General features: G+C 65.7%; 23 protein-coding genes. 10 read left to right on the forward strand and 13 right to left on the reverse strand.

Annotation, left to right across the window (positions count from 1 at the left end):
- Entirely contained in the window at positions 1–966 is a 966-nt protein-coding gene (locus tag ISM_RS13875; protein WP_009814818.1) for a LysR family transcriptional regulator, read from the forward strand.
- On the opposite strand, the gene ISM_RS13880 is transcribed toward ISM_RS13875, so the two are convergent.
- The 11 genes from ISM_RS13880 to ISM_RS13930 all read right to left on the reverse strand — a co-directional run bounded on the left by ISM_RS13880 (position 967) and on the right by ISM_RS13930 (position 13,302).
- Complete coding sequence (locus tag ISM_RS13880) at positions 967–2,175, reverse strand: DegT/DnrJ/EryC1/StrS family aminotransferase (protein WP_009814819.1); 1,209 nt, start codon at positions 2,173–2,175, stop codon at positions 967–969.
- A gap of 169 nt (positions 2,176–2,344) precedes the next feature.
- Positions 2,345–3,613 carry an aspartate aminotransferase family protein gene (locus ISM_RS13885; RefSeq protein WP_009814820.1) on the reverse strand — a complete coding sequence of 423 codons (1,269 nt, stop codon included), beginning with the start codon at positions 3,611–3,613 and terminating at the stop codon, positions 2,345–2,347.
- A gap of 11 nt (positions 3,614–3,624) precedes the next feature.
- Positions 3,625–4,728: a mandelate racemase/muconate lactonizing enzyme family protein gene (locus ISM_RS13890; RefSeq protein ID WP_009814821.1), complete on the reverse strand. Its 1,104-nt coding sequence runs from the start codon at positions 4,726–4,728 to the stop codon at positions 3,625–3,627.
- 87 nt (positions 4,729–4,815) lie between these two features.
- Positions 4,816–5,922: a mandelate racemase/muconate lactonizing enzyme family protein gene (locus ISM_RS13895; protein WP_009814822.1), complete on the reverse strand. Its 1,107-nt coding sequence runs from the start codon at positions 5,920–5,922 to the stop codon at positions 4,816–4,818.
- A gap of 17 nt (positions 5,923–5,939) precedes the next feature.
- Positions 5,940–7,049 carry a mandelate racemase/muconate lactonizing enzyme family protein gene (locus ISM_RS13900; RefSeq protein WP_009814823.1) on the reverse strand — a complete coding sequence of 370 codons (1,110 nt, stop codon included), beginning with the start codon at positions 7,047–7,049 and terminating at the stop codon, positions 5,940–5,942.
- 42 nt (positions 7,050–7,091) lie between these two features.
- Positions 7,092–7,385 (reverse strand): cupin domain-containing protein, encoded by a 294-nt coding sequence (locus ISM_RS13905; protein ID WP_009814824.1) that lies wholly within the window; start codon positions 7,383–7,385, stop codon positions 7,092–7,094.
- Entirely contained in the window at positions 7,382–8,512 is a 1,131-nt protein-coding gene (locus ISM_RS13910; RefSeq protein WP_009814825.1) for a mandelate racemase/muconate lactonizing enzyme family protein, read from the reverse strand. Before ISM_RS13910 ends, ISM_RS13905 begins: the two co-directional genes overlap by 4 nt.
- Positions 8,509–9,099: a dimethylsulfonioproprionate lyase family protein gene (locus ISM_RS13915; protein WP_009814826.1), complete on the reverse strand. Its 591-nt coding sequence runs from the start codon at positions 9,097–9,099 to the stop codon at positions 8,509–8,511. The genes ISM_RS13910 and ISM_RS13915 overlap by 4 nt, the downstream gene beginning before the upstream one ends.
- A complete protein-coding gene (locus tag ISM_RS17795) occupies positions 9,096–9,704 on the reverse strand; it encodes a dimethylsulfonioproprionate lyase family protein (protein ID WP_009814827.1) in 609 nt (202 codons plus the stop codon). Before ISM_RS17795 ends, ISM_RS13915 begins: the two co-directional genes overlap by 4 nt.
- Positions 9,704–10,789 carry an alcohol dehydrogenase family protein gene (locus tag ISM_RS13925; protein WP_009814828.1) on the reverse strand — a complete coding sequence of 362 codons (1,086 nt, stop codon included), beginning with the start codon at positions 10,787–10,789 and terminating at the stop codon, positions 9,704–9,706. Before ISM_RS13925 ends, ISM_RS17795 begins: the two co-directional genes overlap by 1 nt.
- 59 nt (positions 10,790–10,848) lie before the next feature.
- Positions 10,849–13,302 (reverse strand): FAD-dependent oxidoreductase, encoded by a 2,454-nt coding sequence (locus ISM_RS13930; RefSeq protein ID WP_040618568.1) that lies wholly within the window; start codon positions 13,300–13,302, stop codon positions 10,849–10,851.
- 71 nt (positions 13,303–13,373) lie between these two features.
- On the opposite strand from ISM_RS13930, the gene ISM_RS13935 reads away from it, so the two are divergent.
- Positions 13,374–14,261, forward strand: a complete 888-nt coding sequence (locus ISM_RS13935) for a MurR/RpiR family transcriptional regulator (protein WP_009814830.1) — start codon at positions 13,374–13,376, stop codon at positions 14,259–14,261.
- The gene (locus ISM_RS13940) at positions 14,258–15,346 is read left to right on the forward strand and encodes an aromatic ring-hydroxylating oxygenase subunit alpha (RefSeq protein ID WP_009814831.1); all 1,089 of its coding nucleotides are present in this window, start codon (positions 14,258–14,260) and stop codon (positions 15,344–15,346) included. Before ISM_RS13935 ends, ISM_RS13940 begins: the two co-directional genes overlap by 4 nt.
- A 75-nt stretch (positions 15,347–15,421) precedes the next feature.
- Here the strand turns inward: ISM_RS13940 and ISM_RS13945 are convergent, their stop codons facing one another.
- A complete protein-coding gene (locus ISM_RS13945; RefSeq protein WP_040618100.1) occupies positions 15,422–17,710 on the reverse strand; it encodes a DEAD/DEAH box helicase in 2,289 nt (762 codons plus the stop codon).
- Positions 17,711–18,076: 366 nt separating this feature from the next.
- Here ISM_RS13945 and gmd point away from each other — a divergent pair, with 366 nt between their 5' ends.
- The 6 genes from gmd to aptA all read left to right on the forward strand — a co-directional run bounded on the left by gmd (position 18,077) and on the right by aptA (position 24,800).
- Positions 18,077–19,195, forward strand: coding sequence for a GDP-mannose 4,6-dehydratase (gene gmd, locus ISM_RS13950; protein WP_009814833.1), 1,119 nt, complete (start codon positions 18,077–18,079; stop codon positions 19,193–19,195).
- Between the two features lie 4 nt (positions 19,196–19,199).
- On the forward strand, positions 19,200–20,129 hold the full coding sequence (locus ISM_RS13955; protein ID WP_009814834.1) for a GDP-L-fucose synthase family protein: 930 nt from the start codon (positions 19,200–19,202) through the stop codon (positions 20,127–20,129).
- Positions 20,126–21,292: a DegT/DnrJ/EryC1/StrS family aminotransferase gene (locus ISM_RS13960; RefSeq protein WP_009814835.1), complete on the forward strand. Its 1,167-nt coding sequence runs from the start codon at positions 20,126–20,128 to the stop codon at positions 21,290–21,292. The genes ISM_RS13955 and ISM_RS13960 overlap by 4 nt, the downstream gene beginning before the upstream one ends.
- A gap of 13 nt (positions 21,293–21,305) precedes the next feature.
- Positions 21,306–22,748 carry a mannose-1-phosphate guanylyltransferase/mannose-6-phosphate isomerase gene (locus tag ISM_RS13965; RefSeq protein WP_009814836.1) on the forward strand — a complete coding sequence of 481 codons (1,443 nt, stop codon included), beginning with the start codon at positions 21,306–21,308 and terminating at the stop codon, positions 22,746–22,748.
- A 9-nt stretch (positions 22,749–22,757) separates the two neighbouring features.
- Positions 22,758–23,417, forward strand: a complete 660-nt coding sequence (locus tag ISM_RS13970; RefSeq protein ID WP_009814837.1) for a helix-turn-helix domain-containing protein — start codon at positions 22,758–22,760, stop codon at positions 23,415–23,417.
- A gap of 81 nt (positions 23,418–23,498) precedes the next feature.
- A complete protein-coding gene (gene aptA, locus ISM_RS13975; RefSeq protein WP_009814838.1) occupies positions 23,499–24,800 on the forward strand; it encodes an omega-aminotransferase AptA in 1,302 nt (433 codons plus the stop codon).
- Positions 24,801–24,859: 59 nt separating this feature from the next.
- Here aptA and ISM_RS13980 read toward each other — a convergent pair whose 3' ends face one another.
- Positions 24,860–25,750, reverse strand: coding sequence for a LysR family transcriptional regulator (locus ISM_RS13980; protein ID WP_009814839.1), 891 nt, complete (start codon positions 25,748–25,750; stop codon positions 24,860–24,862).
- A 120-nt stretch (positions 25,751–25,870) separates the two neighbouring features.
- On the opposite strand from ISM_RS13980, the gene ISM_RS13985 reads away from it, so the two are divergent.
- The gene (locus ISM_RS13985; protein ID WP_009814840.1) at positions 25,871–26,635 is read left to right on the forward strand and encodes a class II aldolase and adducin N-terminal domain-containing protein; all 765 of its coding nucleotides are present in this window, start codon (positions 25,871–25,873) and stop codon (positions 26,633–26,635) included.
- The last annotated feature ends 28 nt before the right edge of the window (positions 26,636–26,663 follow it).

Below are 26,663 nucleotides of genomic sequence, written 5' to 3' on the forward strand. Positions count from 1 at the left end.
ATGGTCGACAGTCCGGGGCGGATCACCCTTTGGGGGATTGAAGTGTTCATGGCCGCCGCCGATGAGCGGTCGATCTCGGCTGCGGCGCGGCGTCTGGGGGCGAGCCCCTCGACCGTGAGCCAGCAGCTCACCAATCTCGAGAGCGCGGTGGGGGCGACCTTGCTCGACCGCAATGCGCGGCCCGTGCGCCTGACCACGGCGGGCGAGATCATGCAGCGCCGGGCGCAGGCGATCCTCAACGAGGCGGCGCAGGCGCGGGCCGAATTGGCGATGTCGGACCTGTCGATGCTGACCCGGTTCCGGCTTGGCATGATCGAGGATTTCGAAGCCGATGTGACGCCCCGGTTGCTCACCCATATGGCGGGCGAGCTGAAGGGCTGTCAGTTCCTGTTGGAGACCGGGGCGAGCCATCATCTTCATGATCTGCTCGATGCGCGCACGCTCGACGTGATCGTGGCGGCAGAGATCGGCGGCGAGGCGGATTGGGTCGAGCTGCACCCGCTTTTGCGCGAACCTTTCGTGGTGGCGGCGCCCAAGGGCGCGGTGCGCGATCCTGACAATGTGCTGCGACAGCTCAAGCGGCTGCCGCTCATCCAATACACGCCGCGCCATTACATGGGGCGGCTGATCAATTCGCATCTGGCGCGGCAGAATATCGCGCTGCCGCATCGCTTCGAGCTCGACAGCTATCACGCCATTCTGGCGATGGTCGGGCAGGGGCAGGGCTGGACCATCCTGACGCCGCTGGCGCTGCAGCGGGCGCAGCGGTTCGCGTCGCAGATCGACGTGTTCGACCTGCCGTTCGAGCCGCTGAGCCGGACCATCAGCCTGACCGCGCGCAAGGGGATCTTGCAGGATATGCCGACGAATGTGGCGGCGACGCTCAAGCCGATCCTGCAGGAGGTGATTGTCGGGCCAGCGCTGGCCCAACATGGCTTTCTCAAGGGTAAGCTGACGCTGCTCTGATCAGGTGCCGTAGACGCGCAGCGGGCCTTGCACCTCTGCCGCCGCAGCCAGCAGCGCATTGGCGATCAGATCGAGCTCATCCCGTGTGAGGCGCACCGGCAGGCGCACGTCACAGGCCCGCATCAGCATGTCGCGGGTGCGCGGCAGCTCGGGCGCGCCGCCGGGCAGGAATTGCCAGTTCCAGAAGGCGCGGGCATTGTCGGCGCTCTTGCCGAATATCTGCACCTTGATGCCGCGCGCGGCGGCGGCTTCGGCAAAGCGGGTGACCTCGTCATCGCTGAGACCGACGAGGTTGAACTGGATCGAATCCGGGGCGCGGGTTTCGGCCACCAGCGGCGCGGGCACCGACAGGACCGGCGAGCTGTTGAGCTTGTCCGCGACGTAATCGTGGTTCTCGAGACCGCGGCGCACCCGCTCGGCCAGCAGCGGCAGCTGCGGGCGGATGACGGCGGCGGAGAGGTTGCTGAGCCGCAGGTTGTAGAGCGGCAGCTTGTTTTGCCAGCGCGCGAAGGCCTCCGAGAGCGCCGGATCGTCGCCATCGACATGTTTGGCCCAGTTATGTTCATAAGCGCCCGACATGATCACGGCGCGGGCCACCAGATCGGCATCGTCGGTGACCAGAATGCCGCCTTCGCCCGCGTTCACCATCTTGTAGGATTGGAAGGAAAAACAGCCGACCCGGCCCAGCGTGCCGATTTTCTCGCCATGCCAGAGCGTGCCGAGCGAATGCGCCGCGTCCTCGACCACCGGGATGTCACGGGCCGCGCAGAGCGACAGGATCGCATCCATATCCGAGGTGTGGCCGCGCATATGGCTGACAATCACCGCCTGCACATCGTCGAGCCGGGCTTTGAAATCGGCCATGTCGATGCGGTAGTTTTCCCCCACTTCGCAGAGCACCGGTACGCAATCGGCATGGACCACCGACGAGGGCACGGCGGCAAAGGTAAAGCCGGGGATGAGCACGCGGGCGTCGCGGGGCAGGTCGAGCGCCTTGAGCGACAGGAAGAGCGCGGCAGAGCAGCTCGACACCGCGAGCGCGTATTTCGTGCCCAGCAGCGCGGCGAATTCGCGTTCCAAGAGCGCGACCGGTGCGTCTTGCGGCGCGGTATAGCGGAAGAGATCACCCGACAGCAGCAAACGGTCGATTTCGGCGCGGGCGGCTTCGGGGATCGGCTCGGCATCATGGACGTTGGGCATTTGGGTCATTTCAGTATATCCGAATGTTAGTTTCGGATTTTTTAAACACACTGAGACCGCGCTGCCAAGGGCGCAAAAGGGTAACGCCTTGCCGTTCGGTGAATTTTCGCCACCTGTCGTCGGGAGGCAACGGCCCGCGCCTTGCGCGCGCGGACCGTCGAAGGTCGGGAGAGGTGGTTCAGCGCTCGCTGAGCGCCTGAGCCGCGCGGGTGATGGCGGCCTCGGTGCGGGCGAAATCCTCTTCGGTGAGCGCCAGGCTCGGGTAGGTCTTGCCGCCCGATTTGAAAATGCCTTCGGCGCGCAGCACCGCGTTGAACCGGGCCGAGGCGGCGGCATCTGCCGATTGCACATCGCGGTAATCGCGGGGATCTGTGGCGGTAAAGACCGGCTCGAACAGGGTCTCGTCGCCGACGATGCGGTGGGCGATGCCCTCGGCGTCGAGCGCGCGGGTCATCATCTCCATCACCCTGCGGCCATTGGCGCGCAGCTGCTCATATTGGCCGTCGCGGCGCAGGATTTCGAGCGTCTTGAGCCCGGCCACCGCCGCCACCGGATTGCCCGAAAGCGTGCCAAGCTGCATGAGCCAGCGCTCCGCCCCGACAGCCGATTTGTCGAAATGCGCCATGATGTCGGCGCGCCCGGCGAGGGCGGCGAGAGGAAAGCCGCCGCCGATCACCTTGCCCAGCGTGCACAGATCGGGCGTCACGCCATAGAGGTCCTGTGCGCCGCCATAGGCAAAGCGGAACCCGGTCACCACCTCGTCGAAGATCAGCACGATGCCATAGCGGTCGCATTCCTCGCGCAGGAGTTGCAAAAAGCCCGGGGCGGGCGGGATGATCCGCTGCAGCGGCTCGACGATGAGCCCGGCCACCTTGTCCCCATGTTCGGCGAGCAGCGAGCGGATGAACTCGGCATCGTTGAAAGGCGCGATGAGCATCTCGTCGGCGACGCTTTGCGGGATGCCGGCGCTGTCGGGCTGGGCCTGCGGAAAGTTGAGCCGGTTGGTGGGGGCAAGAGACATTTGTGCCTCAGCGGACATGCCGTGATAGCCGCCCTCGAATTTCACGATCTTGTCGCGCCCGGTAAAGGCGCGGGCGGCGCGGATCGCATACATATCGGCCTCGCCGCCCGAGGAGACATAGCGCAGCTGTTCGGCGCAGGGCACGGCGGCGCAGATCACTTCGGCGAGCTCGATCCCGGCGGCGTTGTTGGCAAAGAAGGTCTGACCCTTGGGGAGCTGTTCGATCACCGCCTCGAGCACTTCGGGATGGCCATGGCCGAGCAGCATCGGGCCGGAGCCGATGAGGTAATCCACATAGTCGCGGCCCTCTTCGTCCCAGACGCGCGATCCGCGCCCCTCGCGGATGGTGATGGAAGGGTCGAAATTGCCAAAGCCGCCGCCGGGCAGGACGGCGCGGGCGCGGGCGGGCCAATCGGTCTGGGTCATGTTTCTGGTCCTTAGTCGAGAATGAGCTGGGGCGTGCCGAGCACGTCCATATCCGGGGTGATGCCGAGGCCGGGGCCTTCGGGCGGGGCGATGCGGCCCATGTGGCGGGTCGGCCCATCGGGGGCGAGGCGCGGGCCCACGTAATGCGAGAGATCGCAGGTGTTCATCAGCCCGCGCGCCGGGGTGGCGGCGGCCAGGTGCAACAGCGCGGCGGTGGTCACGTCGCTGCCCCAGGTGTCCTCGATACACATGCGGGTGCCGAGAGCGAGGCAGAGATCGCGGGCCCGGCGGGTCGCCGAGAGCCCGCCGAATTTCGACAGTTTCAGCGCCACCGCATCCATGCAGCCGCGCCGGTGCCCGTCGAGCAGGCTTGGGATGTCATGGGCGGTCTCGTCGAGCTTCATCGGCAGGCCGGTGGCATCGCGCACGGCGGCGCATTCCTGGATGGTGCGGCAGGGCTGTTCGAGCATCACGTCGAGATGGGCCACGGCGCGGCCGACGCGGCTGGCGGTGAGACTGTCAGAGCCGCAATTCCAGTCGCCATAGACCAGCGGGCCGGGGCCGACCGCCTCGCGCACGTGGCTGAGCCGGGCGACATCGGCCTGCCAATCGCCATCGGCGCCGAGCTTGACCTGGAATTGCGTCATGCCCTGGGCCTGGGCGTCGCGGGCGATGCGGGCCATCTCGTCGGGGGCGACACAGGTGATCGAATGGTAGAGCGGCATATCCGCCATCGCCCGCCCACCGAGTAGCGCATGGAGCGGCAGTCCTGCGGCGCGGGCGGTGATGTCCCACAGCGCGATGTCGAGGGCGGATTTGGCGTAATCATGCCCCAGGAGATAGGCGTTGCAACGCTCCATCAGCGCCTCGGCCCCGAGGGGGTCAGCGCCAAGGATGATCGGCGCGAGCTCGGTCAGCGCCGGGGCCACGCCATCCGCATAGGCGGGCAGGTAATGCGGGATCGGGCAGACCTCGCCCCAGCCCGACAGGCCGCTATCGGTGTCGAGCCGGATCAGCGTCGTCATGGTGGTGTCGCAGGTCTTGCCGCCCGCCATGTAATAGGTCTCGTGGCTGGTGAGCGGGATGTGCCAGAGGCTGAGCCGGGTGAGTTTCATGAATGTGGGTCCTTGGGCAATGGGGGGCGAGGGGGCGTTGCCCCCGGCCTGCGGCCTCCCCCAGGATATTTCGAGCCAGAAGAAGTCTTAGTCATAAGAGGCCACCGGTCGGCCCAGCGCCTCGGGGTCGGGGATCACGCCGAGCCCGGGGGCGGAGGGCGGCGTGGCGAGCCCGTCGCGGTTGCGCGCACCTTGGCCCGGGATCGGATCATCGGCGAGATGGGCATGGCCCAGCCAGGAGGCGAGGCGGTTGGCCTCGGGCGTGCTTGCGGCGAGATGCAGCGCGGCGGTGTCGGCCAGCGCCGTGCCGCCCACATCCTCGATATGCATCTGCCAGCCGACGGAGACGCCGAAATCGCGGATCTGTCGGGCGCGGGTCAGCCCGCCGACGCGGTTGGGCTTGATCTTGACGCCTTCGCAGGCGCCGCGCGACCAGGCGGCGAGGTGATCGGAGAACTCGTGCAGGCATTCGTCGAGCATGATCGGGTTGGCCACGCGCCGCGCCACATGGGCGCATTGGTCGAGCGTTTGGCAGGGCTGTTCGATCCAGTCGCGGGCGCGGACGGAATTGAGCACCTCGACCGCGATGGCAGGGGTCCAGGCGCGGTTGACGTCAAAGGTCACCCGGTGGCCGTCGGGCAGGCCCGCGGAAATCGCCTCGATCCGCGCGATGTCCTGTGCCGGGTCGCTGCCGCCGATCTTGGCGGAATGGGTGCGATAGCCCTGCGCCGCGGCCTCGGCGATCAGGCCGAGCATCTGATCCGGGGTGCCGGTGGATATGGACGAGTTGATCGGCACCGGCGTCGCGGCCTCGCCGCCCAGGAGCTGCCAGAGCGGCAGGCCCGCGACCTGCCCCAGAATGTCCCAGCAGGCCATGTCGATGGGGGATTTGACATAGGAATGGCCCGGCAATTGCAGGTCCATCACCCGGTTGACATGATCGAGGCTGCGCGGGTCTAGCCCCAGAAGATGCGGCGCCAGCGTGGCGATCCCGGCGCGCAGCCCGGGGCCATGGGCGGGCAGGTAGCTATGACCCCAGGGGCAGCCCTCGCCCCAACCGGTGACGCCCTCGTCGGTGTCGATGCGCAGATAGGTGCTGTCGAGCCGGTCGAATTTGAGCCGCCCACCGGAGAGCCAATAGGGCTTGGCCAGAGGCAGATCGAGATGAAAGACGGTGAGCCGTGTGATGCGCATGCTGCAGGTCCTTGGGATCAGGGCAGGGCCCAGTCGGCGACGGGGGCGCCGAGGCTGTTGAAATCGGGGGTGACGCCGAGTCCGGGGGTGTCGCTGGCATAGAGGCGACCTTGGTGGACCGTGGGGCCGCCTAGCCCGGTCGAGCGTGTGTTGTAATTCATCAGATCCGTGGAGTTGATCAGAAACTCCTCGGGTGTGGAGGCGGCGAAATGGGCGACGGCGGCGCTGGCGATCTCGCCGCCCCAGCTGTCTTCGGCCACCACGGGCATGCGATTGTCGATGAGGAAATCGCGGGTGCGGCGTGCCTTGCTGAGCCCGCCGAGATTGGAGATCTTGAGACAGCAGATTTCGGCGCCACGGTCGGCCACGATGCGCTGGGCCATGTGAAGCCCGGTCACGCATTCGTCGAGCTTCATCGGCTGGTCGGCCACGCGGCGCACCTGTTGGCATTCCTCATAGCTGCGGCAGGGTTGTTCGAGGATATAGTCGAGATCGCGTGTGGCACGGGCGAGGCGGATGGCATTGTCGACGCGCCAGCCCTGATTGGCGTCGGCCATGGCCTTTTCGCCCGGTTCGAGCAGCGGCAGGCAGGCGCGGATGCGGTCGATATCGCTCTGCCAGTCGGCGCCGACCTTGATCTGGAACTGGCGGTAGCCGGCGGCCCGGTGGCGGGCGAGCTCGGCCCGGGTTTCGGCCTCGCTGCGCTGTGGGGCGACGCGGTACATCGGCGCGCCATCGCAGAGCTTGCCGCCCAGAAGCATCCAGACCGGTTGACCGGTGGCCTGGCCGAGAATGTCCCAGAAGGCCGCGTCAAACGGGGCCTTGGCATAGCCATGCCCCTGCACGAGGTGATCCATCAGCCGTTCCATCCGCGCCACCTGTCGCGGGTCCTGGCCGAGAAGCTGCGGCGCGGCGAGCCGGGCGAAGGCATCGACCCCTTCGGAATGGGCGATCATGTAGTTCTCGCCACAGGGGGTGAATTCGCCACAGCCCTGCAGCCCGGCGTCGGTGTCGATCACCACGACAGAGGCACGGGCGACCGTGATCGCATTGCCTGCGCCCCAGCCATAGCTGCCGTCCACATAGGGAAGATCGGTCTTGTAGAGGCGGATGCGGGTGATGCGCATGGGCGTGGGTCCTTGGGCGGTGGGTCGCTGGGGCGTCTGTGGTCAGTCGGCGCGGGGTTTGAGCTCGATCTCGACAAAGCTCATGGCGGTGTCGCCCGCGTTGATCACGTCATGTTCGACGCCCGCGTCCCGGGCATAGGCGGTGCCGGCGGGCACGGTGACTTCGGTCACGCTATCGTCGGGATGAACGAGCCGCATGTGGCAGTCGGTGATCGCGGTGATGACGTAATCCATCTCGTGCCGGTGCCAGCCGGTGTTTTGGCCCGGCTCAAAGTCAAACCGTGTGACGCGGGTGCGGGCATCGTCGATGAGGGTGGTGGCGGTGCAATGGCTCATATCGGGTCTCCAAAGGTCTTGACCGGGGTGCCGAGCGCGTCGCGGTTGACCCGCAGCCCGAGGCCGGGATCGGAGGGCGCAGAGGCGCCGCCGTCGCGCAAGGGCGCGTCGATCTCGGCCAGCTCGGCGGTGGTCATGGCACGGGTGTCGAGGGCGCAGCGCAGCAGATGCCGGGGTGTCGATTGCGCCAGATGCAGGATCGCGGCAAAGCTGATCTGGCTGCCCACGGTGTCCTGCACCGACATCACCATGCCTGCCGCCGCCGCGATGGCGCGCTGCCGCAGCATGGGCGTGATGCCGCCCTGTTTGCTCACCTTGAGCCCGACGCCGTCGCAGAGATCGTCGCGGATGGCGGCGATGAGATCGGTCTCGGTCTGGATGAGCTCGTCGAGCAGCAGGGGTAGGGCGCAGCGGGCGCGGAGCGATTTGGTCTCGGCCCAGCTCGCGCAGGGGGCCTCGAGCACGATGTCGAGACCGGGCGGCAGGAGCGACAGCATGCGAAGCGCATGTTCCACCGTGAGGCCATTATTGGCATCGGCGAGATACCATTCGCCGGGCTGGCGGTCGGCGAGGCAGGCGGTGATGCGCTCGGCATCGAGCGCGGGGCCGCCCTCGGCCTCGGAGGCGCCGATCTTGATGGAATGGCCCTTGAAGCCCTGCGCCCGGTGCCGCGCGACCTTGGCGCGCATCGCCTCGGGCGTGTCGCCGCCGATGGAGGAGATCACCGGCACCGGCCCGGCCACACGGCCGCCGGTCATGTCGCAGAGCGGCAGGCCTGCGGCCTGGGCCGCGATGTCCCAGCAGGCGATGTCGAGCGCGGCCCGCGCGTCGCGATGGCCCTTGAGCGTGTCGCGCATCCGGTCCCAGATCCGGTCATGCTGCCGCGGGTCCATGCCGAGGATCGCGGGCGCCAGAAGCTCCAGCGCGGCGCGGGTGCCGCCGGCATGGGCGGCGATATAGGTGCTGCCGAAGGGTGTGCTCTCGCCCCAGCCCGTGAGGCCGGTGTCGGTCTCAATCGAGACGATCGTGGCGTCATAGCTGTGGTATTCGCGGCCCCCGGAGAGGCGGTAGACACCGCCGCGCACGGGCAGGTCGGTTCGATGGATGTCGATGCGGGTGATCTTCATTGGCTCATTCTCGGATCATCGCCGAGCCCCGCGCCGCGCCAGAGCACGAGCGTCAGGATCGGATCGGTCAGGGTGGTCATGGCATGGGGCGCGTTGGCGGGGTGAAAGCGCGTCTGTCCGGGTTCGAGCATCAGGTCAGGGGCGTTGCGCAGGTGAAAGAGCGCCCGGCCCGAGACCACGGAGTAGAGCTCCTCTGGCAGGTGTTCATGCCAGCCATAATCGAGCCCCGGCCCCCAATAACCGACGGTGACCCGCAGGCTCTGGGTCAGGAAATGCCCCGAGGGCCCGGCCAGTTCGAACCAGCCGAAACGGTTGAGGAAATCGCGGCCCACCTCGGCCTCGGTATAGCTGTGCCGCCATTCCACATGCGGGGCGGCGGCGACGAGCGCATCGCGCAAGGGCTGGCTCTGATCGCTGGCATGGCCCGGGTCGCGGGTGAGGTGGTCGATCACCGGCAGCGCATGGGCAGGCCTGTCGGCCCAGCGCAGATCCTCCGGCCAAGTCGCGAAGGCGCGGAACTCGGGCAGGGCCTCGTGCCAGTCGCGCGCGGCCTCGAGCAGATGGGTCAGGGCAGCGCGGCCACTCATCGCTGTGCCTCGCCTTGCAGGGCGGGATCGGAAAAGACCGGTCTTGTGTCCATCTCGCCGCGCCAGAGCACCCAGGCAAGCACGGGGCTGTCATGGGTGGTGAGCGCATGGGCCACGCCTGAGGGGTGAAAGACCGTGCCGCCGGGGCCAAGTCTGCGCGGGGCATGACCGTCGAGATGAAACTCGGCCTCGCCCGCCACCACGAGATAGATCTCTTCCGCCGGGTGGTGATGCGGGGGGTAGTGATAGCCGGGGCGTTGATAGACGAGAAAGCCGCGCATCTGCTCTGTGCCATAAGGGGCGTCCTGACCGAGCAGCTCGTAACAGCCGAAATGCCGGTGCAGATCGGCGCCAATGGCGGTGTGCCGATAGGTGTCACGCCAGCGGGCGATGGGGCCCACGGCACAGGCGGCGTCGCGAAACCCTTGCCAGCGCGCGGAGGTGTCGCCCGGTGCGTCCTGTAGCGTGACGGCCAGCGGGTCGGGGCGTGGATCGCCCGGCTGATCGCGCAGGGCGTCGGGGAAGGCGCAGAAATCGCGCAGTTCAGGGGTCGCCCCATGCGCCGCGCGGGCCTCTTGCAGGAGGGTGGTCCAGCGTGGGTCCATCACGGCACCACGACGATATTGCCGGCATGGGCCTTGTCGATAAAGGCCGCCTGCGCCTTGGGCAGATCGCGCAAGGGATAAGTGGCGGCCAGCATCGGCCGCAGCTCGCCGCGTTCGATATAGGTGACCACGTCGGGGAAGATATGCGGCGGTATCACGGTCGAGCCGGTAAAGGTCAGATCTCGCAGGTAAAATGTGCGCAGGTCGAGCTCGACCATGGGACCGGCGATGGCGCCGGAGCAGGTGTAGCGGCCGCCGCGTTCGAGCACGTCGATGAGCTGGGGCCAAAGCGGCCCGCCGACCACATCGGCGACCACGGTGATCTTTTCATCGCCAAGGGCCGCGCGGAGATTGTCGGGGCTGCGGGGCAGGATGAGATCGGGGCCGAGGGCGGCGACCTCGGCATGTTTGGCCTCGGAGGCGAGCGCGATGGTGCGAGCCCCGCGGCGCTTGGCGAGCTGAATGAGCGCGCCGCCGACACCGCCCGAGGCACCGGGGATCAGCACCGTGTCGCCCGCCACGACATTGGCGCGCGACAGCATGCCCTCGGCGGTGGTGTAGGAGCATTGGAATGTCGCCAGCTCGGCATCCGAGAGGTCGCTGTTGACCACCATGATGCCGCGCGTGTCGGCCTTGGTGTATTCGGCATAACCGCCATCGCATTCCGAGCCGTAATAGCCTGTTTTATCTTTGTTATCGGGATCGGACCAATCGCGGAGCCAGCCGTCCACCATGACCCGTTTGCCAATGAAACTCGGGTCGGTGTCGGGGCCAACGGCGACCACGCGGCCGACCACATCGGCACCTTGGATGCGCGGGAAGGTGATGGGCCGACCGCCCCAGGTGGGGTCTTCGTCATCGACCGTTTCATAGGCGCCGCCGGTGGTCGCCTGATCCACCGCCTTGGAGTACCAGCCGGTGCGTGTGTTGACGTCGGTGTTGTTGAGACCGCAGGCGCCGACCTTGATCAGGACCTCATGTTGCGAGAGCTCTGGCACCGGCCAGTCTTCGTGCCATTCATAGGCGTCGAGGTCGCCATGGCCCTTGAGAACCATGGCTTTCATCGTCTTGGGGAGGTCGGTCATCACATCAAATTCCTTGGGTCGGTTTTGCGTCGGTATTACGTCGGTAAGACGACTGTGCGTCATGCGGGGATCTGGGCCGCATCAGTGCGGGGCAAAAGCCCCTCGGGATCATAGGCCGGTGCGCCGAGAATGCGGGCCGGGCGGGGGGTGCCTGCGATCACCACCTCGACCTCGGTCCCGGCAACGTTGGCCTCGGGCCTGACATAAGCAAAGGCCAGAATTTTCCCGCAGCTATGCCCGTAGGCGACAGAGGCTGTAGAGCCCACGACCTTGCCCTGCAAAAGCACCGCCTCGCCGCCATGACCGTCATGCGCGCCATCGGGGGCGATCTCGAGATAGGCGCAGACAAAGCGGCGGGCGGGGGCGAGCGTCGCCTCGCGGCCGATATACGCCTTGTCGGTGCGGGCAAAGCGCAGCACATCGGCCTCGGCCAGCGTCACCTCATTGGTGAGCTCGCCCGCGCCCTTGAAGCCCTTTTCCATCCGCATCGCGTTCATGGCGAAACTGCCATAGTCGGCGAGACCCAAAGGTGCGCCTGCAGCCCAGAGCGCGTCATAGACGGCAAGCGCCGCGTCGCGGGGCATGTGGAACTCCCAGCCCAGCTCTCCGGCATAGGACATGCGGAAGGCCCAGAGCCTGTGACCCGCCACGGTGATCTCCTGCGCGGTGAGCCAGGGGAAGGCGGCATTATCGAGCGGCGCATCGGTACAGGTGGCAAGGATGTCGCGGGACCGGGGGCCGTTCAGGGTGAGCGCGGCCCAATCATTGGAGCGCAGGGTCACGGTCACATCGGCCGTGCCGCGATGGCGGTCGAGATGATCCAAGAGCCGCTGTTCAAAGAAGGCGGCACAGACCAGATAGAAGCGATCCGAGGCGAGGCGCACCACGGTGGTCTCCAGCTCGATCCGCCCGGCCGCGTTCAGCATATGGGTGAGGGCGATGCCGCCCGTCTTGCGTGGCAGGCGGTTGGCAACGAGCCGGTCGAGCAGGGTCTCGGCCTCGGGGCCCGACAGTTCGACCTTGGTGAAGGCCGAGATATCCATGATCCCCGCCGCCTCGCGCACGGCCCGGCATTCATCGCCCACCACGTCATGCACCGGGGTGCGGCCAAAGCCATAGTGGTCATGCTGCGCGATACCCGCCTTGGCGAACCAGCGGGGGCGCTCATGGCCATAGACCTCTTCGAACACTGCGCCCTTGGACTTGAGCCGGTCATAGAGCGGCGAAGGTTTCACCGGACGGCCCGCCAGACGGTTGAAATGCGGGAAGGGGATTTCATGGCGCAGGCAATAATCCTCCTTGGCCTTGATCACCTGCCACTCCTTGGTGGCATAGCTGCCAAAGCGGCGCGGGTCGTAATCGCGCATTGAGATATCCGCCGCGCCATGCACCATCCAGCGCGCCAATTCGCGGGTGAGGCCGGGACCCCAGCCGATGCCGATCTGGGTGCCACAGCAGCACCAGTAGTTGCGCACGCCCGGCGCGGGACCGATGAGAGGGTTGCCATCGGGCGGGTGGCTGATCGCGCCATGAACCTCGCGGGTGATGCCGCGCTCGGCCAGGACGGGCATGCGGTTGAGGCTTTCTTCGAGCCAGGGCATGACCCGGTCGTAATCCGCGTCAAAGAGCCAGTTCTCGTAATCCCACGGGCATTCGTCGAGCCAGACCGCATTGGGATTGGCCTTTTCATAGATGCCGATGAGCCCGCGCTTTTGCTCCATCCGGATATAGCCCGAGACCTTCTTGTCATCGCGGATCACCGGCAATTCGCGGTCGAGAGCCTCGAATTCCGGAACGTTTTCGGTGACGAAATAATGGTGGGTCATCGAAGTCATCGGCAGCTGCAGCCCCGACCATTCGCCCATCTGCCGGGCATAGGTGCCGCCCGCGTTGACCACATGTTCGCAGGTGATGGTGCCTTGGTCGGTCTCGACCTGCCATTCGCCCGAGGCGAGCTGGGTGATGTTGCTGGCGCGGCAGCGGCGGATGATGCGCACGCCCTTGGCCCGCGCCCCGGCGGCGAGCGCCATGGTGACGTTGGTTGGATCGACATGGCCGTCATCGGGGGTGTGGAGCGCGCCCAGCACACCGTCGAGATTGTAGAAGGGGTGCAGCTCGGCCACGCGCTGGGGCGAGACGAGGTCGATGTTGAAGCCAAGGCTGCGCCCGACGCTGAGCGTGTGGCGGAGCCAGTCCATCTCATCCTCGGTATAGGCGAGGCGGAACGAGCCGCAGCCATGCCATGTCACCGCCTGTCCGGTCTCGGCCTCGAGCCCGCCGGAATAGAGCCCGATGTTGTAATCGACGCATTTGCCCAGGCCATAGGAGGAGGTGGAATGGGTGATCTGTCCCGCCGCGTGCCAGGTCGAGCCCGACGTGAGCTCGGCCTTTTCCAGGAGCACGGTGTCATGCCCCCAGCCTTCATGGGCGAGGTGATAGGCAAGGCCCACCCCCATGACGCCACCGCCAACGATCACCACGCGGGCATGGGAGGGAAAGGTTTTCTCGGACATGATCATTTCCTGGCTGACAGAGTCGCAATTTTCCTCGACAGGCTAGGCGAACATATGTACCATCGTCAATCATGAATGACACAAATGTATCAAATCAAGTTCTGGAACGGCTCTCCGAGGAATGGGAGGCCCTGACCCCCGAGGCCCAGAAGGCAGCGCGTTATGTGCTCGAAAACCCGCAGGATGTGGGGATTTCGACTGTGCGCGAGATTGCCGAGGCGGCCAAAGTGAAACCCAACACCTTTGTGCGCATGGCGCGGCAGGTGGGCTTTGACGGCTATGATGATTTCCGCGAACCGTTCCGCGAGGCCATCCGGCGCGGCGCGGTGAGCTTTCCGGACCGGGCGCGGTGGCTGCAGGGGATCCGGAAATCGGGCGCGCTGGGGGGGCTCTATGCCGATCTGGTGGATGCGGCGATGCGCAATGTCGAAGAGACATTTGCGGGGATTTCCTGCGAGAGCCTGACGGCGGCGGCCGAGGCGATCTGGGCGTCGCGGGATGTCTATACGCTTGGCGTCGGCGTCAACAATTCCAACGCGCGCAATTTCACCTATCTCGCCTCGACCGGCATGAAGCAGTTTCACGCCATTCCGCAGCCCGGATCGGTGGCGGTGGATGATCTGGCCTGGGCGGGGGAGCGCGATGTTCTCATCGCGATCACCTGCCGGCCCTATCGGCGCGAGGTGGTGGAGGCGGTGAAACAGGCGCGCCAGCAGGGCGTGACGGTGGTGGGCATTTCCGACAGCCCGGCCAGCCCGATCATTCGCGGCTCGGACCATGGGTTCGTGGTGGCCGCCGACACGCCGCAGTTTTTCCCATCATCGGTGTCGACCATCGCGCTGCTGGAGACGCTGTTGAGCTTTGTCATCGCGGTGGCCAGCGACGAGGTCGTGGGCCGCGTCGAGACATTCCACAAACGCAGGCATCATCTTGGCATGTATGAGGAGGACCCTGAATGACGGCAGAGCTGCTGCACTCTCTGGAGGCGCATTACTATACCGACCCCGCGATTTTCGAGAGCGAACGCAAGGGGTTGCTGGCGCGGAGCTGGCAATATGCCGGCCATGCGAGCCAGGTGCCGAATGTCGGCGATTACTTTGCCTTCGAGCTGGCGGGGGAGAATCTGTTCTGCATCCGGGGCCGCGATGAGGTGGTGCGGGCCTTCTATAACGTCTGCCAGCACCGGGCGCATGAGCTGCTCCGCGAGACCGGCAATGCGCGGGTGGTGGTCTGTCCCTATCACGCCTGGACCTATGAGCTGACGGGCGAATTGCGGGCGGGGCCGAATATCAAATCGGTGCCGGGGTTTGACCGGAGCAAGGTCTGTCTCACCGAGGTAAAATGCGAGGATTTCAACGGGTTCCTCTTTGTGAACCTCGATCCGGACGCGGCGCCGATGGACGAGTGGTATCCCGGGGTGCGCGAGGAAATCCGGGCCTATGTGCCGCATGTCGCGGCGCTCGAGCCGCTGGAATGGGTGGAGATTCCGGAGGCGTGCAATTGGAAGGTTTCGGTCGAGAATTACTCGGAATGCTACCATTGTCCGATCAACCACAAGACCTTTGCCGAAGGGGTGGTGAAGCCCGAGACCTATGACATCCAGCCGCTCGAGACGGGCTATGTGCTGCGCCATACGACGGAATGTCAGAACCTTGAGAAGATGACCTATCCCATTGATATGTCAGTGGAACATGCGGGGGAATATCGGAGCTGGTTCCTCTGGCCGATGTTCTCGTTTCAATGCTATCCGGGCAATATCCTCAACACCTATCACTGGCGGGCGGGGGCGGTGGATCGCTGTACCGTCTGGCGCGGCTGGTATACGCCGGGCGGGGCCGAGAGCGATGTGATCCGGGGGCTGGCGAAACAGGATCGCGAGACCACGGTGGAGGAGGATATTCACCTCGTCGAGAGCGTCTTTCGCGGGCTGAAATCGCGGGGCTATACGCCGGGGCCCTTGGTAATCGATCCCAAATGCGGGGTCAATTCCGAGCATTCGGTGGCGACGCTTCAGGGCTGGATGCGCGAGGCGGTGGCGGGCTGAAATGCCCTGTCGGTAACACGTCGGTAAAGCGACGGTAACGCGGCGGTTGCGAAAACCGCCGCGTTTTTGCGTGGATTAGCCCTTGCGGCGGGGCGGTTCGCCGCCGCCGGGACGGGAGCCGGGTTTGCGCGGCTGACGCGCGCCGGGCTTGAGACCGCCGGGCGGGGTGAAGCGTTTCGACGTGTCGCGCCCATCGCGGGCGGGCTTGGCCGCCGGTTTCGCGCCGGGTTTGCCAGCGGGCTTACCGGCGGGTTTCCCGGCGGGCTTGCCAGCCGGTTTGCCCTCGGCTTTGCCGAAGCTCTTGCCAGCCGGTTTGCCGCCCGGTTTGCCAGAAGGCTTGCCGCCGGGTTTGTCGCCGAACTTGCCAGAGGGTTTGCCGCCGGGCTTGCCCGAAGGTTTACCAGCGGGCTTGCCGCCCGGCTTGTCACCGAATTTGCCAGCGGGTTTGTCGCCAAACTTGCCCGAAGGTTTGCCGGCGGGTTTCGAGGCGGGTTTTGGGGCGGGTTTCGGGCTCTTGTGTTCGACGGCATGGGTTTCGGTCAGCGGCCGGGGCTTGCTGCGCGGTTTGTCGGCGCGGGGCTTGTCGCTGCGGGGTTTGTCGCCCCAGGGCTTGTCGCCACGGGGTTTGTCACCCCAGGACTTCTCCCCGCGCGGCTTGTCACCACGCGGCTTGTCACCGCGCGGCTTGTCGCCCCAGGATTTCTCGCCACGGGGCGGGCCGTCATGGCGCGGCTTGCCGCCTGCGGGGCGCGCACCGCGATGCGGTTTCGGCGCGGGGCGGCCAAGATCGGGCATCTCGTCGAGCTGGCGCACAGTGATGCCATCCTCGAGCGTGTTGTTGTCGAGCGCGTCGAAAAAGCCCGAGACCGCCGGGGTAGACAGCTCGACATAGGTCTCGCCATCCTGCACGCGGATTGCGCCGATATTGGCCTTGTCGAGATTGCCGGAGCGCAAGAGAAGCGGCAGCAGCCAGCGCGCCTCGGCCCGGTCCTTGCGGCCGACCGAGAGCGAAATCCACGTGGCGGGGCCGAACTCGGCATGATCGCGGCGCGGTGCGGCTTTGCCCGCCTCCGGCGCGCTCAGCTCTTCGGGGGCGGCGTGACGGGTGCGGAAGAGGCGCAGATAGGCGCCGACCACGGCCTCGGGGCTCTGCTCGGCCAGCAGGCGGGCGGCAAAGGCGGTTTCGGCCTCGGTCAGCGGCGTCTCCCAGGCGGGATCGGCGAGCAGGCGGTTTTCATCCTGTTCGAGGATCGCATCGGCGGAGGGCGGCAGCGTCCATTCGGCGGTGATCTTGGCGAATTTCAGGATGCGTTCGGCCTTTTTCAGATCGCGCGGCGCGACGATCAGCGCCGAGACGCCCTTGCGCCCGGCGCGGCCGGTGCGGCCCGAGCGGTGCATCAGGCTCTCGGTGTTTTTCGGCAGATCGGCATGGATCACCAGATTGAGATTGGGCAGGTCGATGCCGCGCGCCGCCACATCGGTGGCGACACAGATCCGGGCGCGCCCGTCGCGCATCGCCTGCAGCGCGTGGCTGCGTTCCGATTGGCTCAGCTCGCCCGAGAGGCTCACCACGGCAAAGCCGCGATTGGCGAGCCGGGTGGTCAGGTGGTTGACCGCCGCGCGGGTGTTGGCAAAGACGATCGCCGCCTCGGCATCATGAAAGCGCAGCAGGTTGAAGATCGCCGCTTCGCCTTCGCCATGGGCGACGCGCAGCGCCTGATAGGCGATGTCGGCATGTTGTTCGGTGCTGCTGACGGTGTTGATGCGGCGGGCGTCGCGCTGAAACTGGCCGGCGAGCCGGGCGATGGCGGGCGGCACGGTGGCCGAGAAGAGCAGGGTGCGGCGGTTCTCAGGCGCGGCTTCGAGCATGAACTCGAGATCTTCGCGAAAGCCGAGATCGAGCATCTCATCCGCCTCGTCGAGCACCACGACACGCAGGTCGTCCATGTCGAGCGAGCCGCGCGAGATATGGTCGCGCAGCCGCCCCGGCGTGCCGACGACGATATGCGCGCCACGTTCCAGCGTGCGCCGTTCGTCGCGCATATCCATGCCGCCGACGCAGGAGGCGATGCGCGCGCCGGTCTCGGCATAGAGCCAGCGCAGCTCGTTCATCACCTGAAAGGCCAGCTCGCGCGTCGGGGCCACCACCAGCGCCAGCGGCGCGGCGGCGGGGCCGAAGACCTCGGCCTCGTCGAGCAGGGTGGGCGCCATGGCGAGGCCGAAGGCCACCGTCTTGCCCGAGCCGGTCTGGGCCGAGACCAGCAGATCGGAGCCGATGAGATCGGGATCGGCCATGGCCTCTTGCACGGGGGTGAGGCTGTCATAGCCACGGGCGGCGAGCGCGTTGGAAAGGGGGGGTATCATGGGAAGGGTATCCTGGGGGTTGCGGCGGGGAGGGCCGGAGGCAGGCGGCCGGGCCGCGAAACCCCGGCTCATACGCCGCTTTGCAAGGATTGTATATGGGCAATCCGCATCGCGCAAATCGGGGCGGGTTTCGGCGCATGGGGGTGTGGGCGGGTGTTTGGGTGTTGGGGGGAGTGGGGGGAGTTGGGGGGCGCTGCCCCCAAGGCCTGCGGCCTTTCCCCCGGGATATTGGGGGCCAGAAGAAGCGGGGGGGCGGGGAGATAAGGTGAGCGGCGGCGGCTGGCCGTTGGGGGCAGTTGCCAGTTGCCCCGCGCAGGCAGAGGCTTTAGGTGTCGGGAAAAGGCATGAATTCGAGGCGAAGACCATATGAAGCGCGCATTGATCACCGGGATCACCGGGCAGGACGGATCCTATCTGGCCGAATTTCTTCTGGAGAAAGGCTATGAGGTGCATGGGATCAAGCGCCGCGCCTCGCTGTTCAACACCGACCGGATCGATCATATCTTTGAGGACCCGCATGCGCCGGACCCGAAGCTCAAGCTGCATTATGGCGATCTGTCGGACACGTCGAACCTGACCCGGCTCATTGCCGAGATCAAGCCGGATGAGGTCTATAACCTCGGGGCACAGAGCCATGTGGCGGTGAGTTTCGAGAGCCCGGAATATACCGCCGATGTGGATGGGATGGGCACGCTACGGCTGTTGGAGGCGATCCGCTTTCTCGGGATGGAGAAGACCTGTCGGTTCTATCAGGCCTCGACCTCGGAGCTCTATGGGCTGGTGCAGGAGACGCCGCAGCGCGAGACGACGCCGTTTTACCCGCGGTCGCCCTATGCGGTGGCGAAGCTCTATTCCTATTGGATCACGGTCAATTACCGCGAAAGCTATGGCATGTATGCCTGCAACGGCATTCTCTTCAACCATGAGAGCCCGCGCCGGGGCGAGACCTTTGTGACCCGCAAGATCACCCGTGGCCTCGCCAATATCGCGCAGGGGCTCGAGCCCTGTCTCTACATGGGCAATATCGATGCGCTGCGCGATTGGGGCCATGCCAAGGATTATGTGCGGATGCAGTGGATGATGCTGCAGCAAGATGCGCCCGAGGATTTCGTCATCGCCACCGGTAAGCAATATAGCGTGCGCGATTTCATCCGCTGGTCGGCGGCGGAGCTGGGGATCGAGCTCGCGTTTTCCGGGACGGGCGTCGAAGAGGTCGCGACCGTGGCGGCGGTCACTTCGGACAAGGCGCCGGCGGTCAAGGTGGGCGATGTGATCCTGCGCATCGATCCGCGCTATTTCCGGCCTGCCGAGGTCGAGACGCTGCTTGGCGATCCGGCGAAGGCCAAGGAGAAGCTTGGCTGGGTGCCGCAGATCACCGCGCAGGAGATGTGCGCCGAGATGGTCGAGGCCGATCTTGTGGCGGCGCGGCGGGCGCGGCTGTTGCGGGATCATGGCTATGAGACCTCTGTGACGCGCGAGGGCTGAGGCGATGCAGGGCAAGCTGTTGCTGACCGGGGGCTCGGGCATGGTGGGGCGCAATATCCGCGCCCATGACCGTGCTGCCAACTGGGAGATCCTCGCGCCGTCGAGCCGCACGCTCGATCTGACGGATGCGGGCGCGGTGCGCGACTATATCGCCGAGACCAAGCCCGATCTGGTGATCCATGCGGCGGGGCGTGTCGGCGGTATTCAGGCGAACATGGCCAACCCGGTCAGTTTCCTTGAGGAAAACACCGCCATGGGGCGCAATATTGTTATGGCGGCCTGGCGGGGCGGGGTGCGGCGGCTCATCAACCTGGCCTCGACCTGCATGTATCCGCGCGAGGCCCAGAACCCGCTGCGCGAGGAGATGATCCTCAGCGGGCCTTTGGAGCCGACCAATGAGGGCTATGCGCTGGCCAAGATCATGACCATGCGGCTCTGCGAATATATCCGGCGCGAAGATCCGCTGGCGCAGTACAAGACGCTCATCCCCTGCAATCTCTATGGTCTGCATGACACGTTCGATCCCAAGGCTTCGCATCTCTTGCCGGCGGTGATCCACAAGCTGCATGTGGCGCGCGAGACCGGGCAGGCGGAGGTCGAGATCTGGGGCGATGGCACGGCGCGGCGCGAGTTCATGTTCGCGGGCGATCTGGCCGATGCGGTGCTGCGCGCCGCCGAGGATCTCGAGGCGCTGCCCGATGCGATGAACGTGGGGCTCGGCCATGACCATTCGATCAACGACTATTACCGCGTGGCGGCCGAGGTGATCGGCTGGCAGGGGCGGTTCACCCATGATCTCAGCAAGCCGGTGGGGATGAAGCAGAAGCTCTGCGCCACCGACCGGCAGGAGGCCTGGGGCTGGCAGGCCCAAACCTCTCTCGAAGAGGGGCTTGCCCAGACCTATCAGCATTATCTCGAAAGGACCTCTTCATGAGCGTCAAATTCCCTCTCGCCACCTCGTCCTGGGATCAGGCGGAGCAGGATGCGCTGCAACGGGTGATTGCCTCGGACATGTTTTCCATGGGGCCGGAAGTGCGCGCCTTTGAAGAGCAGTTCGCCCGCCAGTTCGGCAGCACCCACGCCATCATGTGCAATTCGGGATCCTCCGCCAACCTGCTGATGACGGCGGCGCTGTTCTACCATTCCGACCCCAAGCTGCGGCTCGAGCGCGGCGATGAGATCATCGTGCCGGCGGTGAGCTGGTCGACCACCTATTACCCGCTTGGGCAATATGGGCTGCGGCTCAAATTCGTGGATATCGACCTCGAGACGCTGAACTATGATCTCGACGCGCTGGCCGAGGCGGTGAGCGACAAGACCCGCGCCATCATGGTGGTGAACCTGCTTGGCAACCCCAATGATTTTGCCCGCATCCGCGAGATCACCGATGGCCGTGACATCGTGATGATCGAGGACAATTGTGAAAGCATGGGCGCGACATTCGACGGCAAAGAGGCCGGGACCTTTGGCGTCATGGGCAGCTATTCGGCGTTCTTCTCGCATCATATCTCGACCATGGAAGGCGGGATCGTGGTGACGGATGACGAAGAGCTCTATCACATCATGCTCAGCCTGCGGGCCCATGGCTGGACCCGCAACCTGCCGAAGTTCAACCATGTCACCGGCGAGAAGAGCGACGATCCCTTTGAAGAGAGCTTTCGCTTTGTGCTGCCGGGCTACAACCTGCGGCCGCTCGAGATGTCGGGCGCTCTGGGGCAGGAGCAGCTCAAGAAGCTGCCCGGTCTGGTCGAGGGGCGGCGGGCCAATGGGGCGCTGGTGCAGGCGCGGCTTGGCAATCACCCGAAATTCATGATCCAGCGCGAGATCGGCAAGAGCAGCTGGTTCGGCTTTTCGCTGGTGCTGCGGCCCGATGCCGGGATGGCGCGGGCCGATCTGGTGCAGCGGCTGAGTGCGGCCGGGTTCGAATGCCGGCCCATCGTGGCGGGGAATTTCGCCAAGAACGAAGTCATGAAATATTTCGATTACGAGATCCACGGCAGCCTGACCAACGCGGATTACATTGACGCGCAGGGGCTTTTTGTGGGCAATCACCATTACCCGATCCCCGAGGCGGTGGACGCCTTGGCGGATATCTGAGGAGGCACGGGCGATGACAGAGACGGCGCATCCCACCATTCACCCGGTGATCCTTTGTGGCGGGTCGGGCACGCGGCTCTGGCCTTTGTCGCGCAAGAGCTATCCCAAGCAGTTCACCGCGCTGGTCGGCGACGAGAGCCTGTTTCAGGCCTCGGCGCGGCGGCTCAGCGGCGAAGGGTTTGGCGCGCCTGTGGTTCTCACCGGCGAGCCGTTTCGGTTCATCGTGATGGAGCAGCTGGCGGCGATCGAAAGCGCGCCGCGCGGCGTGCTGATCGAGCCGGAGGGGCGCAACACGGCGCCGGCGGTTTTGGCGGCGGCGCTGTGGCTGGCAGAGGTGGACCCCGAGGGGCTCATGCTGGTGGCGCCTTCGGATCATGTGATCCCCGACGGCGCGGCGTTCCGTGCGGCGGTGCGGGCGGCGGCGCCCCGGGCGGCGGCGGGCGATCTGGTGACTTTTGGCATTCGGCCGACGCGGGCCGAGACTGGCTATGGCTGGCTCGAGCTGCAGGAGCCGGGCCATGCGGAGGCCGACGCGCCGCAGCCCTTGGTGCGCTTTGTCGAGAAACCCGATGCCGAGACCGCCGAGGCGCTCTTGGCGGCGGGGCATTACCTGTGGAATGGCGGGCTGTTCCTGTTCTCGGTGCAGGGCATCATCGCGGCCTTTGAGGCCCATGCGCCCGAGATGATCGCGCCGGTGCGGGCGGCTGTGGCACAGGGCGAGGCCGATCTGGGGTTCACCCGGCTCGCGGCCGAGCCTTGGGGGCAGGTGGCCGAGGACAGCATCGACTATGCCATCATGGAAAAGGCCGGCAATCTTGCGGTGATGCCCTTTGCCGCGGGCTGGTCCGATCTCGGCGATTGGCAGGCGGTCTGGCAGGAGAGCGGCCCGGATGGGGCGGGCAATGTGGTGACGGATCATGCCACCGCGCTCGATTGCGAGGGCAGCCTCTTGCGGTCGGAGAACGCGGCGCAGGAGCTGGTGGGCATCGGGCTGCGCGACATGATCGCGGTGGCCATGCCGGATGCGGTGGTCGTGGCGCCGCGCGGCGAGAGCCAGCGCGTCAAGGAGGCGGTGGCGGCGCTCAAATCCCGCAAGGCGCGGCAGGCGACGGAGTTTCCGGTCGATCACCGGCCCTGGGGCTGGTTCGAGAGCCTCGTCATCGGCGAGCGATTTCAGGTCAAGCGGATCGTGGTCAAGCCCGGCGCGGCGCTCAGCCTGCAGAGCCATCACCACCGGTCGGAACATTGGATCGTGGTGCAGGGCACGGCGCGGGTGACGGTGGATGACGATGTCCGCCTCGTCGGCGAAAACGAGAGCGTTTATATCCCGCTTGGCGCGGTGCACCGGATGGAAAATCCCGGCAAGGTCGAGATGGTTCTCATCGAGGTGCAGACCGGTAGCTATCTGGGCGAAGACGATATTATCCGCTATGAAGATGTGTATGCCCGTAAATGAAAGTTGCCCATGACGACGGATAAGACGCCTTCGCCTGCCAGCCTGCCGAAGCAAGACCCGCACAAGATCACGCCCAACAAGGAGCGGGTTCTCGAGGTGGCCATTGGCCGCGAGGTGCGCAGCCTGCGTCAGTCGCAGCGCATGACGGTGACCGATCTGAGCGAGGCGACCGGGCTCAGCCCCGGGATGCTGTCGAAGATCGAGAACGGCGGCACCTCGGCCTCGCTCACCACGCTGGTGACGCTGGCGCGGGCGCTGAGCGTGCCGATCACCGATTTCTTCAAGACCTATGAGGTCGAGCGCGGCGCGGTCCATGTCAAGGCGGGCGAGGGGGTCGAGACGGTGCGCGAGGGCACCCGGGCCGGGCATCAGTATCAGCTTCTCGGCGCGCTTGGGGCCAATGCCAGCGGGCTGCAGGTCGAACCCTATCTGATCACGCTCAGCGAGACCTCGGACCGGTTCCCGACCTTTCAGCATGACGGGATCGAGTTTCTCTATATCCTCGAGGGCGAGGTGGGCTATCGCCACGGCACCAAGATGTACCATCTCAAGCCCGGTGATTCCCTGTTTTTCGACGCCGATGCGCCGCATGGGCCGGAGGAGCTTTTCAAGCTGCCGGTGCGGTTCCTGTCGGTGATTTCCTATCGGAATCCGGGGGCTGGAACCTAGCCGATTTGCGGGCTTGCAACTGGGCGCGGCTTTGCCCAGTGTGGCGGAATATGATCAAATTTTCCGGGAGGCCCGTGGACCATGAATGACGCAAGTCCCATACCAAATGATCTCGACAGTTTCTGGATGCCGTTCACGTCGTCGCGGGCCTTCAAGGCGGCGCCGCGGTTGGTGAGCGGGGCCAAGGGGCTCTATTATACCACGGTGGATGGCCGCGAGGTGTTCGATGGCACCGGCGGGCTGTGGTGTTCCAATGCGGGCCATGGGCATCCGCGCATCATCGAGGCCATTCAGAAACAGGCGGCGGAGATGGATTTCGCCCATTGCTTCGGGCAGGGCCATCCCATCGCCTTTCAGGCGGCGAGCCGTATGGTGGCGCTGGCGCCCGGGTTCGACCATGTGTTCTTCACCAACTCCGGGTCGGAATCGGTGGACACCGCTCTCAAGATCGCGCTGGGCTATCATTCGGCGCGGGGCGAGGGGCAGCGGCGCATTCTCGTGGGGCGGCAGAAGGCCTATCACGGGATCAATTTCGGCGGTCTGTCGGTGGGCGGTATCGGCCTCAACAAGGGCCAGTTCGGCACGCTCTATCCCAGTGCCCAGCATCTGCGCCACACCAATCTGCCGGAAAACCGTATGTCGAAGGGGCAGCCCGAGACCGGTGCGCATCTCGCCGAAGATCTGGCGATGATCTGCGAGACCCATGGCGGGCATAATGTCGCCGCGGTGATCGTCGAGCCGGTGGCCGGTGCGGGCGGGGTGTTCCCGCCGCCCAAGGGCTATCTCGAGCGGCTGCGGGAGATCTGTGACCAGCACGGTATCTTGCTCATCTTTGACGAGGTGATCACCGGGTTTGGCCGCATGGGCACGCCCTTTGCCAGCCAGCATTTCGGGGTGAAGCCGGATATTTTCACCGCCGCCAAGGGCATGACCAATGCCACCGTGCCGATGGGGGGCGTGTTCACCACCGCCAAGGTGCGCGAGGCGTTTCTGAGCGGGCCCGAGGCGCTGCCGGATCTCTTCCACGGCTATACCTATTCGGGGCATCCGCTGGCCTCGGCGGCGGCGATTGCGACGCTCGACGTTTACCGCGACGAGGGGATTTTCGAGAATGCCGCCAAGATGGCGCCGATCTGGGAAGAGATGCTGCACAGCTTTGCCGATGTGCCGGATGTGATCGACATTCGCAACATGGGCCTTATCGGTGCGATGGAGATTGACCCGAATTCCAGCCGCACCGCGCCGGAGCTGGCCAAGAAGGCCTGGGACATCGGGCTGAGCTTCCGACCGATTGGCAATAATTTCGCCATGTCGCCGCCGCTCACCATCGATGAGGAGCATATCGGCAAAGTGAAAGATATGTTGACCAAAGTCCTGCGCTAAGTTTCTGCGCTAAACCCTTGGCGTAACGCGACAAAGCGGCCTGATCCCGTGCCCCGGGGTCAGGCCGTTTGCGTCTCGGCCGCGACCTCGGCGCGCAGCCAGTCGGCGAAGGCGCGGCTGGCGGGGGTTTCGGCATGACGCGGCGGCGGGATCATGAAATAGACCTCGGAGAGCGGCAGGCGCTGATCTGGCCAAGGCTCCATCAGCGCTGAGGTCGCTTGCAGCGCACGGGTCATGAAGCCCTGACCCATGGCGAGGCCTTGGCCGTTGAGCGCGGCGGAGAGTGAGATCACATAGGTGGACATGAGTTCGACCCGTTGGCCGGGGGCGAGCGGGCGGCCCGCCGCCTCGGCCCAGCTGTGCCAGCCCGAGAGCACGCCCGCGCAATCCATCAACGGATCGCGGAGCCAGTCAGGCGCGTCACCCGCAAAGCCCGGGGCGCAGACCGGGGAGAGGCTCTCGGTGAAGAGCAGCTCGGCATCGGCGGACATTTCTTCGGGGCGCAGGAACCAGATTTCAAAGTCGGTGTTGCCCGGCTCCATCTGCGGGCCCCAGGTGGCGGTCATGACGTGGAGCTGCAGCCACGGCAGGGCGTCGCGCAGCCGTCCCATGCGCGGGGCGAGCCAATAGGCGGCGAAGGACATGTTGCAATTGAGCCGGAGCCGGTGCCCCCGGTCGCCGCCGACCAGCGCCCGCGTGCCGCCGGCCAGCAGCTGAAACGCCTCGCGCACCACGGGCAGGTAATTCGCCCCGGCCTCGGTCAGCGACAGGGCGCGGGTGCGGCGCAGAAAGAGATCATGGCCGAGCCATGTCTCGAGGCTGCGCACATGCTGGCTGATGGCCGATTGGGTGAGGTTGAGCTCTTTGGCGGCGAGGGTGAACGACAGGTGCCGCGCGGCGGCCTCATAGGCGCGAAGCCAGGTCAGCGGGGGCAGGTCGGGGCGGCTCATGCTCTATGCGCAATCCATGGATAAGCTTAGCTAATGCCATAGCCGCAAATCCATCGCTCGTCAAAACCGCATCCGCGCCGCAGGATGAGGTGAAACGCAACTGTCAAAAGGAATGCCCCCATGTCCACCGCCGCGCATCTGAGCGAGATCAGCAACCTGAGCCATTGGCAGGAGCGCATTGAAATGGCCGCCGCCTTTCGCTGGACCGAGCGGCTCGACATGCATGAGGGGGTGGCCAATCATTTCAGCCTCGCGGTGAACGAGGATGGCACGGAATTCCTGATGAACCCCAATCAGAAGCATTTCTCGCGCATCAAGGCGTCGGATCTCTTGCTTCTCGATGCCAAGGACCCGTCGACCATGGACAAGCCCGGCGCGCCGGACCCGACGGCCTGGGGGCTGCATGGGGCGATCCATCGCCATGTGCCGCATGCGCGCTGCATCATGCATGTGCATTCGATCCATGCCACCGTGCTCGCCTGTCTCAAGGACAGCCGCCTGCCGCCGATCGACCAGAATTGTGCGACGTTTTTCAACCGCTATGTGATCGACGAGGGCTATGGCGGGCTCGCCTTCGAGAGCGAGGGAGAACGCTGTGCCGGGTTGCTTGGTGATCCGCGGGTCAAGGTGATGATCATGGGCCATCACGGGGTGTTGGTGATCGGCGAGGATGTCGCCGACACGTTCAACCGGCTCTATTATTTCGAGCGCGCCGCCGAGACCTATATCCGGGCGTTGCAGACCGGGCAGGAGCTTCGGGTGCTGTCGGATGAGGTGGCGGAGAAGACCGCGCAGGAGCTGGAGGACTATCCCAGTCAGGCCGCGTCGCATCTGGCCGAGCTGATGGGCATTCTCGACGATGAAGGATCGAATTACGCGAGTTGATCGCGGCAGAGAACACGCGCAGGGAGGA

Source organism: Roseovarius nubinhibens ISM (assembly GCF_000152625.1).
GTDB lineage: Bacteria > Pseudomonadota > Alphaproteobacteria > Rhodobacterales > Rhodobacteraceae > Roseovarius > Roseovarius nubinhibens.

What these genes read in the sequence shown, in the direction of transcription:
- ISM_RS13875 (WP_009814818.1), top strand. Translation starts at nt 1, where the DNA reads ATGGTCGACAGTCCGGGGCGGATCACCCTTTGGGGGATTGAAGTGTTC.
- ISM_RS13880 (WP_009814819.1), bottom strand. Translation starts at nt 2,175, where the DNA reads ATGACCCAAATGCCCAACGTCCATGATGCCGAGCCGATCCCCGAAGCC.
- ISM_RS13885 (WP_009814820.1), bottom strand. Translation starts at nt 3,613, where the DNA reads ATGACCCAGACCGATTGGCCCGCCCGCGCCCGCGCCGTCCTGCCCGGC.
- ISM_RS13890 (WP_009814821.1), bottom strand. Translation starts at nt 4,728, where the DNA reads ATGAAACTCACCCGGCTCAGCCTCTGGCACATCCCGCTCACCAGCCAC.
- ISM_RS13895 (WP_009814822.1), bottom strand. Translation starts at nt 5,922, where the DNA reads ATGCGCATCACACGGCTCACCGTCTTTCATCTCGATCTGCCTCTGGCC.
- ISM_RS13900 (WP_009814823.1), bottom strand. Translation starts at nt 7,049, where the DNA reads ATGCGCATCACCCGCATCCGCCTCTACAAGACCGATCTTCCCTATGTG.
- ISM_RS13905 (WP_009814824.1), bottom strand. Translation starts at nt 7,385, where the DNA reads ATGAGCCATTGCACCGCCACCACCCTCATCGACGATGCCCGCACCCGC.
- ISM_RS13910 (WP_009814825.1), bottom strand. Translation starts at nt 8,512, where the DNA reads ATGAAGATCACCCGCATCGACATCCATCGAACCGACCTGCCCGTGCGC.
- ISM_RS13915 (WP_009814826.1), bottom strand. Translation starts at nt 9,099, where the DNA reads ATGAGTGGCCGCGCTGCCCTGACCCATCTGCTCGAGGCCGCGCGCGAC.
- ISM_RS17795 (WP_009814827.1), bottom strand. Translation starts at nt 9,704, where the DNA reads ATGGACCCACGCTGGACCACCCTCCTGCAAGAGGCCCGCGCGGCGCAT.
- ISM_RS13925 (WP_009814828.1), bottom strand. Translation starts at nt 10,789, where the DNA reads ATGACCGACCTCCCCAAGACGATGAAAGCCATGGTTCTCAAGGGCCAT.
- ISM_RS13930 (WP_040618568.1), bottom strand. Translation starts at nt 13,302, where the DNA reads ATGTCCGAGAAAACCTTTCCCTCCCATGCCCGCGTGGTGATCGTTGGC.
- ISM_RS13935 (WP_009814830.1), top strand. Translation starts at nt 13,374, where the DNA reads ATGAATGACACAAATGTATCAAATCAAGTTCTGGAACGGCTCTCCGAG.
- ISM_RS13940 (WP_009814831.1), top strand. Translation starts at nt 14,258, where the DNA reads ATGACGGCAGAGCTGCTGCACTCTCTGGAGGCGCATTACTATACCGAC.
- ISM_RS13945 (WP_040618100.1), bottom strand. Translation starts at nt 17,710, where the DNA reads ATGATACCCCCCCTTTCCAACGCGCTCGCCGCCCGTGGCTATGACAGC.
- gmd (WP_009814833.1), top strand. Translation starts at nt 18,077, where the DNA reads ATGAAGCGCGCATTGATCACCGGGATCACCGGGCAGGACGGATCCTAT.
- ISM_RS13955 (WP_009814834.1), top strand. Translation starts at nt 19,200, where the DNA reads ATGCAGGGCAAGCTGTTGCTGACCGGGGGCTCGGGCATGGTGGGGCGC.
- ISM_RS13960 (WP_009814835.1), top strand. Translation starts at nt 20,126, where the DNA reads ATGAGCGTCAAATTCCCTCTCGCCACCTCGTCCTGGGATCAGGCGGAG.
- ISM_RS13965 (WP_009814836.1), top strand. Translation starts at nt 21,306, where the DNA reads ATGACAGAGACGGCGCATCCCACCATTCACCCGGTGATCCTTTGTGGC.
- ISM_RS13970 (WP_009814837.1), top strand. Translation starts at nt 22,758, where the DNA reads ATGACGACGGATAAGACGCCTTCGCCTGCCAGCCTGCCGAAGCAAGAC.
- aptA (WP_009814838.1), top strand. Translation starts at nt 23,499, where the DNA reads ATGAATGACGCAAGTCCCATACCAAATGATCTCGACAGTTTCTGGATG.
- ISM_RS13980 (WP_009814839.1), bottom strand. Translation starts at nt 25,750, where the DNA reads ATGAGCCGCCCCGACCTGCCCCCGCTGACCTGGCTTCGCGCCTATGAG.
- ISM_RS13985 (WP_009814840.1), top strand. Translation starts at nt 25,871, where the DNA reads ATGTCCACCGCCGCGCATCTGAGCGAGATCAGCAACCTGAGCCATTGG.